This window comes from Sphingomonas sp. FUKUSWIS1, from assembly GCF_000733135.1.
In the GTDB taxonomy this organism is placed as follows: Bacteria; Pseudomonadota; Alphaproteobacteria; order Sphingomonadales; family Sphingomonadaceae; genus Sphingomonas; species Sphingomonas aerolata.
In genome coordinates this window covers 17,208-30,563 of sequence record NZ_JPJC01000112.1, presented here as the reverse complement: position 1 = coordinate 30,563, position 13,356 = coordinate 17,208, and the positions used below count along the sequence as shown (strand labels likewise).

General features: G+C 68.7%; 12 protein-coding genes. 4 read left to right on the top strand and 8 right to left on the bottom strand.

The genetic code is table 11. The features are described from left to right. Nucleotides 1-145: 145 nt before the first annotated feature. Entirely contained in the window at nucleotides 146-1,354 is a 1,209-nt protein-coding gene (locus tag sphsw_RS07930; protein WP_031440131.1) for an ABC transporter permease, read from the top strand. Here sphsw_RS07930 and sphsw_RS07925 read toward each other — a convergent pair. The 6 genes from sphsw_RS07925 to sphsw_RS07900 form a co-directional block, all read right to left on the bottom strand. Further along, nucleotides 1,329-1,946, bottom strand: a complete 618-nt coding sequence (locus tag sphsw_RS07925; protein ID WP_031440130.1) for a nucleotidyltransferase family protein — start codon at nucleotides 1,944-1,946, stop codon at nucleotides 1,329-1,331. The genes sphsw_RS07930 and sphsw_RS07925 overlap by 26 nt on opposite strands. Next, nucleotides 1,933-2,856 (bottom strand): XdhC family protein, encoded by a 924-nt coding sequence (locus sphsw_RS07920; RefSeq protein WP_031440129.1) that lies wholly within the window; start codon nucleotides 2,854-2,856, stop codon nucleotides 1,933-1,935. Before sphsw_RS07920 ends, sphsw_RS07925 begins: the two co-directional genes overlap by 14 nt. A 46-nt stretch (nucleotides 2,857-2,902) precedes the next feature. Beyond that, a complete protein-coding gene (locus sphsw_RS07915; RefSeq protein WP_031440128.1) occupies nucleotides 2,903-5,107 on the bottom strand; it encodes a xanthine dehydrogenase family protein molybdopterin-binding subunit in 2,205 nt (734 codons plus the stop codon). 367 nt (nucleotides 5,108-5,474) lie between these two features. Further along, nucleotides 5,475-7,706, bottom strand: coding sequence for a xanthine dehydrogenase family protein molybdopterin-binding subunit (locus sphsw_RS07910; RefSeq protein ID WP_031440127.1), 2,232 nt, complete (start codon nucleotides 7,704-7,706; stop codon nucleotides 5,475-5,477). A gap of 2 nt (nucleotides 7,707-7,708) precedes the next feature. Then, a complete protein-coding gene (locus tag sphsw_RS07905; protein WP_031440126.1) occupies nucleotides 7,709-8,689 on the bottom strand; it encodes an FAD binding domain-containing protein in 981 nt (326 codons plus the stop codon). Then, nucleotides 8,686-9,249 carry a 2Fe-2S iron-sulfur cluster-binding protein gene (locus sphsw_RS07900; RefSeq protein WP_081874216.1) on the bottom strand — a complete coding sequence of 188 codons (564 nt, stop codon included), beginning with the start codon at nucleotides 9,247-9,249 and terminating at the stop codon, nucleotides 8,686-8,688. Before sphsw_RS07900 ends, sphsw_RS07905 begins: the two co-directional genes overlap by 4 nt. 129 nt (nucleotides 9,250-9,378) lie before the next feature. Between sphsw_RS07900 and sphsw_RS07895 the strand changes: the two genes are divergently transcribed. Together sphsw_RS07895 and sphsw_RS07890 are read left to right on the top strand one after the other, a co-directional pair. Further along, nucleotides 9,379-10,383, top strand: a complete 1,005-nt coding sequence (locus sphsw_RS07895) for a glycerophosphodiester phosphodiesterase (RefSeq protein WP_031440125.1) — start codon at nucleotides 9,379-9,381, stop codon at nucleotides 10,381-10,383. After that, nucleotides 10,384-10,662 carry a hypothetical protein gene (locus sphsw_RS07890; RefSeq protein ID WP_031396071.1) on the top strand — a complete coding sequence of 93 codons (279 nt, stop codon included), beginning with the start codon at nucleotides 10,384-10,386 and terminating at the stop codon, nucleotides 10,660-10,662. A 148-nt stretch (nucleotides 10,663-10,810) separates the two neighbouring features. On the opposite strand, the gene sphsw_RS07885 is transcribed toward sphsw_RS07890, so the two are convergent. Beyond that, the gene (locus sphsw_RS07885; RefSeq protein ID WP_042466805.1) at nucleotides 10,811-11,476 is read right to left on the bottom strand and encodes a TIGR02117 family protein; all 666 of its coding nucleotides are present in this window, start codon (nucleotides 11,474-11,476) and stop codon (nucleotides 10,811-10,813) included. A 22-nt stretch (nucleotides 11,477-11,498) separates the two neighbouring features. Here sphsw_RS07885 and phhA point away from each other — a divergent pair, with 22 nt between their 5' ends. Then, nucleotides 11,499-12,374: a phenylalanine 4-monooxygenase gene (gene phhA, locus sphsw_RS07880; RefSeq protein WP_031440123.1), complete on the top strand. Its 876-nt coding sequence runs from the start codon at nucleotides 11,499-11,501 to the stop codon at nucleotides 12,372-12,374. Between the two features lie 388 nt (nucleotides 12,375-12,762). Here phhA and sphsw_RS07875 read toward each other — a convergent pair. Continuing rightward, on the bottom strand, nucleotides 12,763-13,356 hold a 594-nt coding region (locus sphsw_RS07875), incomplete at its 5' end, for a 50S ribosomal protein L11 methyltransferase (protein ID WP_042466810.1).

Here is a 13,356-nt window from a genome sequence, read left to right as displayed (position 1 = left end):
CAGGCGGGAATCCAGACTGGCAACCGTCGCGACAAGCCCGCCAGCCTTCGAGCATCTGGATCCCCGCCTGCGCGGGGATGACGGGTCTCTTCTGTCAGTCTTTGAGCCAGGTTCGACGGGACCACGCTGGCGGGATGACCCGGTAATGTTCGGCACCACCCTCTCGCTCGCGCTGCGCTCGATCCGCCGCCATATCCTGCGGTCGTTCCTGACCATTCTCGGCATCGTCATCGGCGTCGGGGCGGTCGTGACGATGGTCACGCTCGGCAAGGCGACGACCGCGGCGGTGCAGCAGTCGATCTCCGCGCTCGGCACCAACATCCTCCAGATCCGGCCGGGTCAGGGCTTCGGTCGTGGCGGCGGCGGACCGCGGCCGCCCGATTTCAAGCCCGAGGACGTCACCGCGGTCGCCAACCAGATCGCCGGCGTCACCGCGGTCGCCCCCCAGGCGCAGGCGACCGCCACCGCGATCTATGAAGGCGCGAACTGGTCGACGACGATCAACGGCACCACCAGCGCCTATTTTCAGGTCCAGCCCTGGCCGCTGGCGACCGGGCGGATCTTCACGCCGGTCGAGGAGGCGTCGGGCAAGGCGGTGTGCATCATCGGCAATACCGTTCGCACCAACCTGTTCCGCGGCGGCGACGCGGTGGGCCTCCGGATGCGGATCGGCGCGATCAGCTGCGACGTGATCGGCGTGCTGTCGACGCGCGGGCAGGCGGGGTTCGGCGGCGATCAGGACGACGTGGTCATCATGCCGATCAAGGCGGTGCAGCGTCGCTTCACGGGCAATCGCGACATCCGGCTGATGCTGGTGGGCGTCGACCAGAAATTCTCGACCGCGACCGTGCAGGCGTCGATCACCGATCTGCTGCGCGAACGCCGGACGATCACCGCGGGCAAGGAGGATGACTTCAACATCTTCGACACCAAGCAGATTTCCGACACGCTGACCGGCACGACGACGTTGCTGACCGGCATCGTCGCGGCGGTCGCGGGGATCAGCCTGGTCGTCGGCGGGATCGGCATCATGAACATCATGCTGGTGTCGGTGACCGAACGCACGCGCGAGATCGGCATCCGGCTCGCGATCGGCGCGGTCGCGCGCGAGGTGCTGTTGCAGTTCCTCGTCGAGGCGATCGTGCTGTCGTGCCTGGGCGGGCTGATCGGGCTGGTGATCGCACAACTGGCGATCGCGATTATCGCGCCGCTGATCAAGGTCCAGTGGCTGTTCGTGCCCGAGATCAATCTTTTCGCGTTCGGCATCTCCGCGGTGATCGGCGTCGTCTTCGGCTATTTCCCCGCGCGCCGCGCCGCCGCGATGAACCCTATCGACGCGTTAAGGCACGAGTGATCGCCGCGCGCGGGTCGTGGACCAGCGCCTGCAGTCGCTCCAGATCCTCGGGCGTGTCGATGTCGATCAGCTCGGCCGGCGCGGTCACCACGTGCCGCCCCGCGCGCACCAGGTCGCGCGCGCCCGCATCGCCGTCGAGCGACAGCAGGAAGTCGAACCGGTCGCGCCCGAACAGGGCAGGGGGCGACGGCTTCACCCCGTCGCTCGACGCGACCACCGCATCCGCGCTGTCGGCGGCATCGAGCATCCGGTAGACATGCGCCGCGGTCACGCGCGGCATGTCGGCGAGCGCGATCAGCACCGCCTGCGCGCCGTCGTCCTTGGCGCGCTGCACGCCCAGCTTGACCGACTGCGCCATCCCCGCCGCGGGATCGTCGTTATGCACCACCGCATAGCCGTGGCTCGCGAAATCGAGCGTGCAGCCATCGGTGACGACCAGCCGGTCGCGGAACGGGATCGCCTCGAACGCGGTGACGACGTGGAGCCCGACCGGCTTGTTGAGGAACGGCACCTCGAGCTTGTTCGGGATGCCGAACCGCTGCGAGCGGCCCGCGGCGAGCAGGATGAGGACGACGTCTTCAGCGGCGATCATGGAAGGCTCCGATCATCGCGGCGGCAACCGACAGCGCAATCTCCGACGGCCCGATCGCGCCGATGTCGATCCCGACGGGCGCGTCGATCCGGTCGATATTCTCAGGGGTCACCCCCGCCGCGGCGAGCCGTTCGCGCCGCGCCGCATGGCTCTTGCGGCTGCCGAGCGCCCCGACATAGGCGGCGTCGCTCGCCAGCGCGGCGATCAGCGCGGGGTCGTCGATCTTGATGTCGTGGCTCAGCGTCACGACCGCGGTCGACGGACCGGGGCGCAGCGCGGCGATCGCCTCGTCGGGCCAGCGATCGTCGAGCGTGACGCCGGGAAAGCGCTCGTCGGTCAGGAAGCGTGCGCGCGGGTCGATCACGACCGTCGCGATCCCCAGCTCACGCGCGAGGCCCGCCAGCGCCTGCGCGATCTGCACCGCGCCGACGATCAGCAGGCGGCGCGGCGGATCATAGCGGTTGACGAACACCTCGCCCGTCTCCGCCGGCCGCGCGTCGCTGTGCCCGGTGGCGAGGTCGGTGGTGACGGTCAGCGCATCGCCCTGATCGCGCGCCTCGGCGATCCGGTCGAACAATTCGGGGTCGAACCCCTCGGCCGAGACCGGCTGGACCATCACCGCGATCTCGCCGCCGCAGGGCAGGCCGACTTCCCACGCCGCGGCATCCGCGACACCGTAGTTCCGCAGCTGGAACGGCGCGCCCGCGATCACGTCGGCGGCGGTCGCGAGGATGTCGCTCTCGACGCAGCCGCCCGACACGGAGCCTTCGAACCGGCCGTCCTCATGGACGAGCATGTGGCTCCCCTTGGGGCGCGGCGCGGAGCCCCAGGTCGAGACGACGGTGGCGATCGCCATCCTCTGGCCCTTCCAGGTCTTCGCCGCGGCAATCACGCTATCGTTTTCGGCCATGTCTTCTCTCTCTTCTCGTTCCTCCGCATCGGCGTGGGAACAGACGTTACAGCGCGGGCAAGCCCTCGAGCAGCTTGTCGAGCGTCACCGGGAAATCGCGCACCCGCACACCCGTCGCATTGTAGATCGCGTTGGCGACCGCCGCGCCCGCACCCGAAATGCCGAGCTCGCCGACCCCCTTGGCGCCCGCAGGGTTCGCCGAATCGTCGATCTCCTCGATGAAATAGGCCTCGAGCTGCGGAATGTCGGCGTTCACCGCGACGTGATATTCGCCGAAATCGGGGTTCACGAACGCGCCGGTGCGCGTGTCGACGACGCCCTCCTCGGTCAGCGCATAGGCGATGCCCCAGGCCATGCCGCCGATGATCTGGCTGGTCGCGGTCTTGCGGTTGAGCACGCGGCCGACGTCGAACACGCCGAGCATCCGCCGCACCCGCACCTCGCCGCTGACCGCGTTGACCGCGACCTCGACGAAATGCGCGCCGTGGCTCGCCTGGCTGGTGCGCTTGCTCTCCTTGCCGGGGCCGGTCTTGCCCATCGCGACGATCGGCGCACCGCGCAGCAGGTCGGCGAGCTTCACCTGCCGCCCGCCCGCGCTGACGCATCCGTCCTTGAGGCTCAGCTCCTCCGGCGCCGCGTTCATCCGCAGCGCGAGCTCGGCGAGGATGTCCTCGCACGCCAGCACCACCGCGGACACCGCGCTCCCTGCACCGAACGACCCGCCCGACCCCGCGGTCGGCGGGAAGTCGGTGTCGCCCAGCCGGACATCGACGTCGGCGACCGGCAGCCCGAGCATCTCGCCCGCGGCCTGTGCCAGGATCGTGTAGGTGCCGGTGCCGATATCGGTCATGTCGCATTCGACCGCCGCACGGCCGTCCGCCTCGAGCCGCACGCGCGCCTGCGCCTGGACGGTGAAATTGCCGCGCAGGCTGGCCGCCATGCCGATCCCGATCAGCCATTCGCCCTCGCGCACCGATGCGGGCGCGGGGACGGCGGCGGGCCAGCCGAACCGCTCGGCCCCTTGCGTGTAGCAGTCGAGCATGCGCCGCGTGGAGAAGGGCTTGCCGCTGCCCGGATCGCAGTCGGGCTCGTTGCGGCGGCGCAGCTCGATCGGGTCGATTCCGAGCTGGACCGCGAGCTCGTCCATCGCGCATTCGACGCCGAACGTGCCGACCGCCTCGCCCGGCGCGCGGACCGCGCCGCTCGCGGGCAGGTCGACGCGGACGAGGTCGGTCCTGAACCGCCGCGACTCCCCGCGATAGAGCGGGATCGTCCCGAACGGCACGGGTTCGAGGAACGGCGCGTCGTCATTCTGCGCGGCGACGCTCTCATGCCCCATGCCCTGGATCACGCCGCGTTCGTCCGCGGCGATGCGGATGCGCTGCGTCGTATGCGAGCGGTGGTGGACGACATAGGCGGTCTGGCGCCGCGGCAGCGCGATCTTGACCGGGCGTCCGACCGCCTCCGCGGCGATCGCGGCGAGGATCGCCTCGGGGCCGACCCCGGTCTTGCCGCCAAAGCCGCCACCGACATAGGGCGCGAGCACGCGGACCTTGTCGCCGTCGATCTTGAGCACCTTGGCGATCGTCTTGCGCGCGGCGCCGATCACCTGGTTGCTCGATCGCACCGTCAGCCGGTCGCCGTCCCACCAGGCGGTGGTCGCGTGTGGTTCGAGCGCGGCGGGGAAATGCACCGGCGTCGTATAGGTCGCATCGAGCGTCACGGGTGCGTCGCGCATCGCCGCGTCGAGGTCGCCCATGTCGACCGGCGGCACGAAGCCGATCGCGGGATCGGTATCGACCGGCTGTGCCTCGACGTCGAACCGGTTCTCGCCCGCTGCGGTCTCGACGCGGACCAGGGCTGCGGCGTCGCGCGCGATCGCCTGGTCCTCGGCGACGACCACCGCGACGGGCTGGCCGAGATGGAGGATGGTGTCGGTATCGAACAGCGGCAGCGCGCTCGAATTGGATTCGCCCGCGGGCATGCGCGGATCGCCGTGGAGCACCGCGATCACGCCGGGCATCGCCTCGGCCGCACGCGCGTCGATGCGCAGGATGCGGCCGCTGCCGACCGGCGTACCGACGATCGCGGCATAGGCGACCCGCTCGGGCGTGCCCTCATAGGCATAATCGGCGACGCCGGTGACCTTCGCCGGCCCCTCGACCCGATCGATCCCGCGCCCGAGAACCCCCTGCGTCGCCCGGTCGAGCCCGGCCGGTCGAAACGCGGCGTCCATTACATGGTCGGTCATAGGCTCGTCCTCGGGTGTGGAGGGTCTGAGATAGGAGGGGCGGGGATGTTTGACGAGGGTGGCGGCGTGGCCTCAACGCCACCCCGACGCAGGATGGCGCAGCGCCAGCCCGCGACCCAAGCGAGGGCTGGTGCCGCCCCCTCAACCACCACCCCGGCGAAGGCCGGGGCCCAGTTGGGAAGGCCGTCGTGACGAAGGACGATCCCCTGTCAGGAAAGTCCCCCAACTGGGCCCCGGCCTTCGCCGGGGTTGTAGTAAGGAGGGTGGCGCCCACCCCCACCTGTTTCCCCGCGAAGGCGGGGATCCAGCTTTACTAAGGGTGCGCGTTGTGGCTCCTTGACCCCCGCCTCCGCGGGGGCACAGAAGATCAGACCGCCGGCAACTGATCCAGCAGCTTGTCCAACGTAATCGGGAACTCCCGCACCCGGATCCCCGTCGCATTATACACAGCGTTCGCAACCGCCGCGCCCGCGCCCGAAATCCCCAGCTCGCCGATCCCCTTGGCGTGGATCGGGTTCGCATGGATGTCGCGCTCGTCGACGAAGTGGACGTCCATCTGCGGCACGTCCGCATTGGCCGGCACGTGATATTCGCCGAGATCGTGGTTCACCAGCTTGCCGGTGCGCGTGTCGTGGATCAGGTCCTCGGTCAGCGCGGTGCCGATGCCGAAGGTCATGCCACCCAGGCACTGCGACCGCGCGGTCTTCGCGTTGAGCACGCGCCCTGCCGCGAACGACCCGAGCATCCGCCGCACACGCGTCTCGCCGGTGATGACGTTGACCGCGACCTCGGCGAAATGCGCACCGAAGCCTGCCTGCGACGTCTCCTTCTCCTGCTTGCCCGGCTTGATATGCCCGGTCGCCTCGAGGCCCTTGCCGACCAGCTCGCCGATCGGGGTCGAGCGGTTGTCGCCGATCGCCTTGCCGTCCTTCAGCGTCAGGCCGTCCTCGTCGACGCCCATCGCCTTGGCGATCTTGCCGCGCAGCATCTCGCAGGCGAGATAGACCGCAGTCCCCGACGAGGCCGCGCCCCAGGACCCGCCCGAACCCGCCGCGGGGGGATCATTGGTGTCGCCCAGCGACATGGTGATGTTCTCGACCGGGATGCCCAGGATCTCCGACGCGATCTGCGCGAGGATCGTGTAGCTGCCCGTGCCGATATCGGTCATCGCCGACGATACGGTCGCGGTGCCGTCGGGATGGATCTCGACCTTGGCGGACGATTCCATCATCATGTTGCCGCGCACCGCCGAGGCAACGCCCATGCCGATCAGCCACTCGCCCTCGCGGCGCGTGCCGGCCTTCTGGCGCTTGTCCCAACCGAAGCGAACCGCACCCTCGTCGAGCGCGCGCGTCAGGTTGCGCGACGAATAGGGGACGTCCTTCTCCGGATCGATCCGCGGATCGTTGCGCTTGCGCAGCTCGATCGGATCCATGTCGAGCTTTTCGGCGAGCTCGTCCATCGCACCCTCGAGCGCGAGCATCCCGACCGCTTCGCCCGGCGCGCGCATCGATCCCGACAGGACGAGGTTCACGTCGACCAGCTCATGCGTGATCAGCCGGTTCTCGCCGCCGTAGAGCAGGTGCGTGCCGATGCCCGCGGGCTCGAAATAATCCTCGGTCGACTGGTTCGACGCCAGCGTCTCGTGCCCGATCGCGGTCAGCTTGCCCTCGGCGTTGGCCGCGAGCCGGACGCGCTGCTCGGTGTTCGAGCGACGCACGGTCGCCTCGAAGACCTGCGGGCGCGACATGACCGCCTTGACCGGACGACCGAGCTGCTTGGCGGCGATCGCCGCCGCGACGCTCTCGGGTGCGATGCCGAGCTTCGACCCGAACCCGCCGCCGATATAGCGCGCGACGATCCGGACCTTCTTCTCGGACAGGCCGAGCGACTTGGCGAGCTGCTGCGCGTCCGACGTCGGCATCTGATAGGCGCCGTACAGCGTCAGCGAGCCGTCCTCTTCCCACACCGCGGTCGAGGCGTGCGGCTCCATCGCCGCCGAATTCTGGCTCGGCGTGACATAGGTCGAATCGACCGTCACCGCCGCATCGGCCATCGCCGTGTCGACATCGCCCTGCTTGAAATGCGCCGGCGCGGCATCGTCGGGGGGCGTCCGCGTCTCGTCGCGGTGCGCGGCGAAGTCATACTGGCCGTCCGCCTCGTCATAGACGATCGGCAGGCGGGCCGCGGCGTCGCGCGCGACCTCGAAGCTCTCGGCGAGCACGATCGCGACGATCTGGCCGAAGAACGCGATGTCCTTGACGCCCTGCGTCGGTGCATCGGTGGCGCCGCCCTGTGCGGACACGCGGATGAACTGGTCGAAATCGGTGACGACGTCGAGCACGCCCGGGATGCTCTTCACTGCGTCGACGTCGATCGACACGACCTTGCCCGCGGAGATCTTGGTGCCGACGAGCACGCCGTACGCCATGTCGTCGAACTGATATTCCGCCGCATAGGTCGCGGTGCCGCTGACCTTCAGCGGACCGTCGATCCGGTCGAGCGGCTTGCCGATGACGCCCTGAACGCCGCTGTCCAGAAGACTGTCCGGATGCGGCTTGTCCATCGTCAGGCTGTTGGTGGTTCCAAATCCGAACATGATTATGCTCCCGTTACGGTGCGCAGCGTCGCGATAAGCGTGCGACGCGCGAGGGGGATCTTGAAGTCGTTCGAGCCATAGCCCTTGGCATCGGCGAGCAGCGCGGTCGCCGCGGCCTCGAAGGCCTCGTCCGACGGCGCCTTGCCGACCAGCGCGGCCTCGACCGCCGGATTGCGCCACGGCATCGGCCCGAGCCCGCCGAACGCGAGCGAGGCGGACGCGATCACGCCGTCCTGCACGTCGACCACGGCCGCGACCGAGACGAGCGCGAAGGCGTAGGACGCACGATCACGGACCTTGCGATAGGCCTGCTTGCCCTTGGGGGGTGCGGGCAGTTCGATATGCGTGATCAGCTCACCCGTCTCGAGCACGGTCTCGATCTCGGGCGTGGCGCCCGGCAGGCGGTAGAACTCGTGCACCGAGATGCGCCGGCGATCGCCGTCCGCCTTCAGCGTCACGATCGTCGCGTCGAGCGCGCGCATCGCCACCGCCATGTCGCTCGGATGCGTCGCGATGCACTGCTCGCTCGTGCCGAGCACCGCGAGGATGCGGTTGAAGCCGCCGATCGCCGAACAGCCGCTGCCGGGTTCGCGCTTGTTGCACGCCGCCGCCGTGTCGTAGAAATAATAGCAGCGCGTCCGCTGGAGCATGTTGCCCCCGGTCGACGCCTTGTTGCGCAGCTGGCCCGATGCGCCCGCGAGCAGGGCGCGGCTCAGCACCTCGTACTTGGCGACGACGCGGCGGTCGGCGGCGAGGTCGCTGTTCGGCACCAGCGCACCGATCGTCAGCCCGCCATCCTCGCGCTCCTCGATCTTCGCGAGATCGAGGCGGCTGATGTCGACGAGCGTGTCGGGCGTCTCGACCTGCAGCTTCATCAGGTCGAGCAGGTTGGTCCCGCCCGCGATGAACCGCGCGCCGGTCGTCCCGGCATCCCTGACCGCGGCCTCGGGGGTCGCGGGTTTTTCGTAAGTGAAGGTCTTCATGCCACCATCTCCCCGCGCGCATCGGCGTCCATCGCCGCGTCCTTTTCGTCCGCGGACCGGCCCTTGGGCGCGGTGTCGCCGACTTCGCGGATCGCATCGACGATGTTCGGATAGGCGGCGCAACGGCACAGATTGCCGCTCATCCGCTCCGAAATCTCGGCATCGTCGAACTTGGGATCGGTCAGGTCGCCCGATGCGTGGCTGGCCCAGCCCTTCTTGACCTCGTCGAGCATGCCGACCGCCGAGCAGATCTGCCCCGGCGTGCAATAGCCGCACTGGTAACCGTCATGCCGCACGAACGCATCCTGCAGCGCGTGAAGGTTGCCCGGCTGGCCGAGACCCTCGATCGTCGTGATCTCGTCATCCTGGTGCATGACCGCGAGCGTCAGGCAGGAATTGACCCGGCGGCCGTTGATCAGGACGGTGCACGCCCCGCACTGACCGTGGTCGCAGCCCTTTTTCGAGCCGGTGAGGCCGAGATGCTCGCGGCACAGGTCGAGCACCGAGGTGCGGATATCGGGCTCGGCGTCATATGATTGACCATTGATCGTGAAATGCATGGGGTCGCCCCTTCTGGATCCGGGAAATATGAGGACTGAACGCCGATGCGTCGAATGGTTTCCTATTGCGATTGGCTCTCACGAATCGCCGCGCTGGTACTTGGCGTCGCCGGCGGGCAATCTGTTGCGATGACACCGAAAAATCCTCCCTCGACACCCCCGATCGTGATCGCGCACCGCGGTGCGAGCGGGCTCCGGCCCGAACATACGCTCGCCGCCTACGACCTCGCGATCGACCAGGGCGCGGACTTCATCGAGCCCGATCTGGTACCGACGAAGGACGACGTGCTCGTCGCGCGGCACGAAAACGCGATCGCCGACACGACCGACGTCGCCGACCATCCCGAATTCGCCAGCCGCCGCACGACCAAGACGATCGACGGGCAGAGTCTCACCGGCTGGTTCGTCGAGGATTTCACGCTCGCCGAACTGAAGACGCTGCGCGCGAAGGAGCGGCTGCCGAAACTCCGCCCCGCCAACACCGCCTATGACGGCCGGTTCGAGATCCCGACGCTCGCCGAGATCATCGCGCTCGCCAAGCGGCGCTCCGCCGAGACGGGCCGCACGATCGGCATCTATCCCGAGACCAAGCATCCGACCTATTTCGCCGGCATCGGCCATCCGACCGACCTGCTGCTGGTCGCGCACCTCAAGGCGGCAGGGTGGGATTCGGCGACGGCACCGGTGTTCATCCAGTCGTTCGAGGTGAAGAACCTCCAGCGCCTCCACGCGGTGACGCGGGTGCGCCTGATCCAGCTGATCGACGGTGAGGGCGGTCCCGCGGACGGTGCGCAGCCTAGCTATGCCGCGATGATCACGCCCGCGGGCCTGAAGGCGGTGGCGGGCTATGCGTACGGCATCGGCCCGAACAAGGGCATGCTGTGGGCGGGCACGACGCCGTCGCCGCTCGTCGCCGACGCGCATGCGGCGGGGCTGCGCGTCCATCCCTGGACCTACCGCGCGGAGAACATGTTCGTCCCCGACCGCTTCCGTCGCGGCACCGACCCCGCCGCGCACGCCGACATCGACGCGGAGATCGACGCCGGGCTCGCGCAAGGTATCGACGGATTCTTCACCGATTTTCCGCTATACGGGGCGCAGGCGCGCGATCGGCTGCGCGCGGGAGTGAAGTAGATGCGTAAGGTTCTTCCCGTTCTGGCGATCCTGCCCCTGATGACCGCAGGCTGCATCAGCACCGCGACGTCGATCGTGAAGGCGCCGTTCCAGGTCGCGGGCAAGGCGGTCGACTGGACCACCACCAGCCAGGAGGAATCGGACCGCAACTACGGCCGCAAGATGCGCAAGCAGGAGGCCGAGGAGGGCAAGCAGCGCAAGGAACTCGCCAAACGCTGCAGGAAGGACCCCCGGCGCGGCGAATGCGGGCAATATCAGGGGTATCGCGCGGGGGAGTGATAGCCCCAAAAAAAACACCACCCCGGCGAAGGCCGGGGCCCAGTTGGGAAACGGAGGTAACCTAGCGCTGCCCTCAGTCAGCAACGTCCCCCAACTGGGCCCCGGCCTCCGCCGGGGTGGGTAGGCAGGAAATCGCTGGAATCTCAGCTCAAAACCACCACATCACCGTAGCCGGAAACGGCGTCCACCACCCGACCCGCACGCCTGCAAACCGCAGCGCATCCCCCGTCCACGCGTTGCACGTCGCCACCCCGCTATAATGCCCCCGCGCGTCGTAGAACGCGTCATAACCGGCATAGCCCGGATAGGACCGCCCCCCCGGCCGGATCGTCGCCGCGATATACCCCGCCAGCCGCCGATACTCGCGCTCGCTCAGCATCACCGCGCGCACATCGCCACCCGGCACCGGCGCGGCGAGATGCTCGACATGCAGCAGCACCGCGTCGCTGCCGGTCGCCGACGCCAGCACGGTCCGCAGCTTCACGTCCGCCCAGGTCGGCGTCTCGAGGAAGAACGCCTTCTCCCCCCAGCCGATCGCCAGGTGATCGGACGCGGCATAACGCGGGTCGCGCAGGTCGCCGGGCCGGGCAAACCCGCGCCAGTCCACCCCGGCCGCGACCTTCGGCACGATGATCCCGGTATGCACCCCGTTGCTCTCGACGAAGATGCGTATGCCGCGCGGGGGAGGGCGCCAGTCGCGGTTGGTCGGGATCGCCCCGCCGACCAGTCCCGCCACCGCATAGCTCGCAGCCAGTGCGAGGACGACCGCAAGGATCCTTAACGACCAATGAATCCAGCGCGTTTCCGTTGTCATTCGGTCATGCTAGACGATGGCCATGCTAGAAGAAACGCACGTGCTCAGCACGCCGCCCGAAGGGGCACCCGACTGGACGATCCCGCAGAACTGGTCGAGCTATACCGCCGAGGATCACGCGACCTGGGACACGCTGTTCGCGCGCCAGTCGAAACTGCTCCCCGGCCGCGCCTCGAACGCGTGGTTGCGCGGGCTCGATGTGCTCAAACTCTCGAAGCCCGGCATTCCCGATTTCGAGGAACTGTCCGAACGGCTGATGAAGCTCACCGGCTGGTCGGTCGTCGCGGTGCCCGGCCTCGTCCCCGACGACGTGTTCTTCGATCACATGGCCAATCGCCGCTTCGTCGCGGGCAACTTCATCCGCCGTCCCGACCAGCTCGATTATCTCCAGGAGCCCGACGTCTTCCACGACGTGTTCGGCCACGTGCCGATGCTCGCCGACCCGGTCTTCGCGGATTATCTGGCGGCTTATGGCCGCGGCGGCCAGCGCGCGCTCGGGCTCGACGCGCTCAAATATCTCGGCCGGCTCTACTGGTACACGGTCGAATTCGGCCTGATCGCCGAGCCCGAGGGGCTTCGCATCTACGGCTCGGGCATCGTCTCGAGCTTCGCCGAAACCCGCTTCGCACTCGACGACCCCAGCCCCAACCGCATCGCGCTCGACCTCGCGCGCGTGATGCGGACGGAATACCGGATCGACGATTTCCAGCAGAACTATTTCGTCATCCCGAGCTTCGACGAACTGCTCCGCCTGACGGTGGAGACCGATTTCGCACCGCTGTACGAGGAGCTGAAGGCCCAGCCCGACATCCCCGTCGCCCGGATCGAACCCGGCGACGCCGTACTGACCCAAGGCACGCAGGACTATGCGAACGCCAAATCCACACGCGCCGCATAAAGCCACCACCCCGGCGAAGGCCGGGGCCCAGTTGGGAAGGCTGTGCGATTCATGCGCGAAGGTTCACCCAACTGGGTCCCGGCCTCCGCCGGGGTGGTGCCGGGTGTGAGGCGAGGCGCAGGCCACGCCCCGATGTTCCCCCGCGAAGGCGGGGGCCCAGTCTGGACCCCCGCCTTCGCGGGGGAACAGGCGTCCTGGGGAGGCGCTCCAAGATATCCAACGCCCGGCCGTATCACCTCGTCGAACCGAACGCAGCCTCACCCACAAACCACCCCGGCGAAGGCCGGGGCCCAATCGGGATAGCGGTGCGATTCGTGCGCGAAGGTTCACCCTATTGGGCCCCGGCCTCCGCCGGGGTGGCGCGCGGGGGAACAGGGCGACCGCAGGATCAGATATCCAGCGCCCACCCGTCGCGCCCCTTGGGATCGAACGGCCCGTCCGCCACGAACCGCGTCGCCCCCGCGCGCAGCCGCAGCACGCTCCAGTCCCCGCGCCGGTCGACCGCCTCCAGCGAGCACCCGCACGCTTCATACGCCGCAACCACGCCCGCGCGCTGCGTCTCGAGCAGCCCCGCCAGCACGATCGTCGCCCCCGCATCGGCGATCGACGCGATCTCGGGCGCCATCGACACGAGCGGCCCCGCCAGGATGTTCGCGATCACCAGGTCATAGGGTGCGCGCGCGACGATCGCGTCGTCGAGCGTCCCGTCGGCCACCACCAGGTCGATCCCCGCGACGCCGTTCAGGTCCGCATTCTCCTGCGTCACCTCGATCGAGACCGGATCGATATCCGTCCCCATCACCGCCGCCTCGGGCCACAGATGCGCCGCGGCAAAGGCGAGCAGCCCGGTCCCCGTGCCGATATCGATGACGTTGGCGAAAGCCGCATCCGTCAGCCCGTCGAGCATCGCCAGGCACCCGCTGGTCGTCTCGTGATGCCCCGTCCCGAACGCGCGGCTCGCCTCGATCAGGAAGGCGCGCTT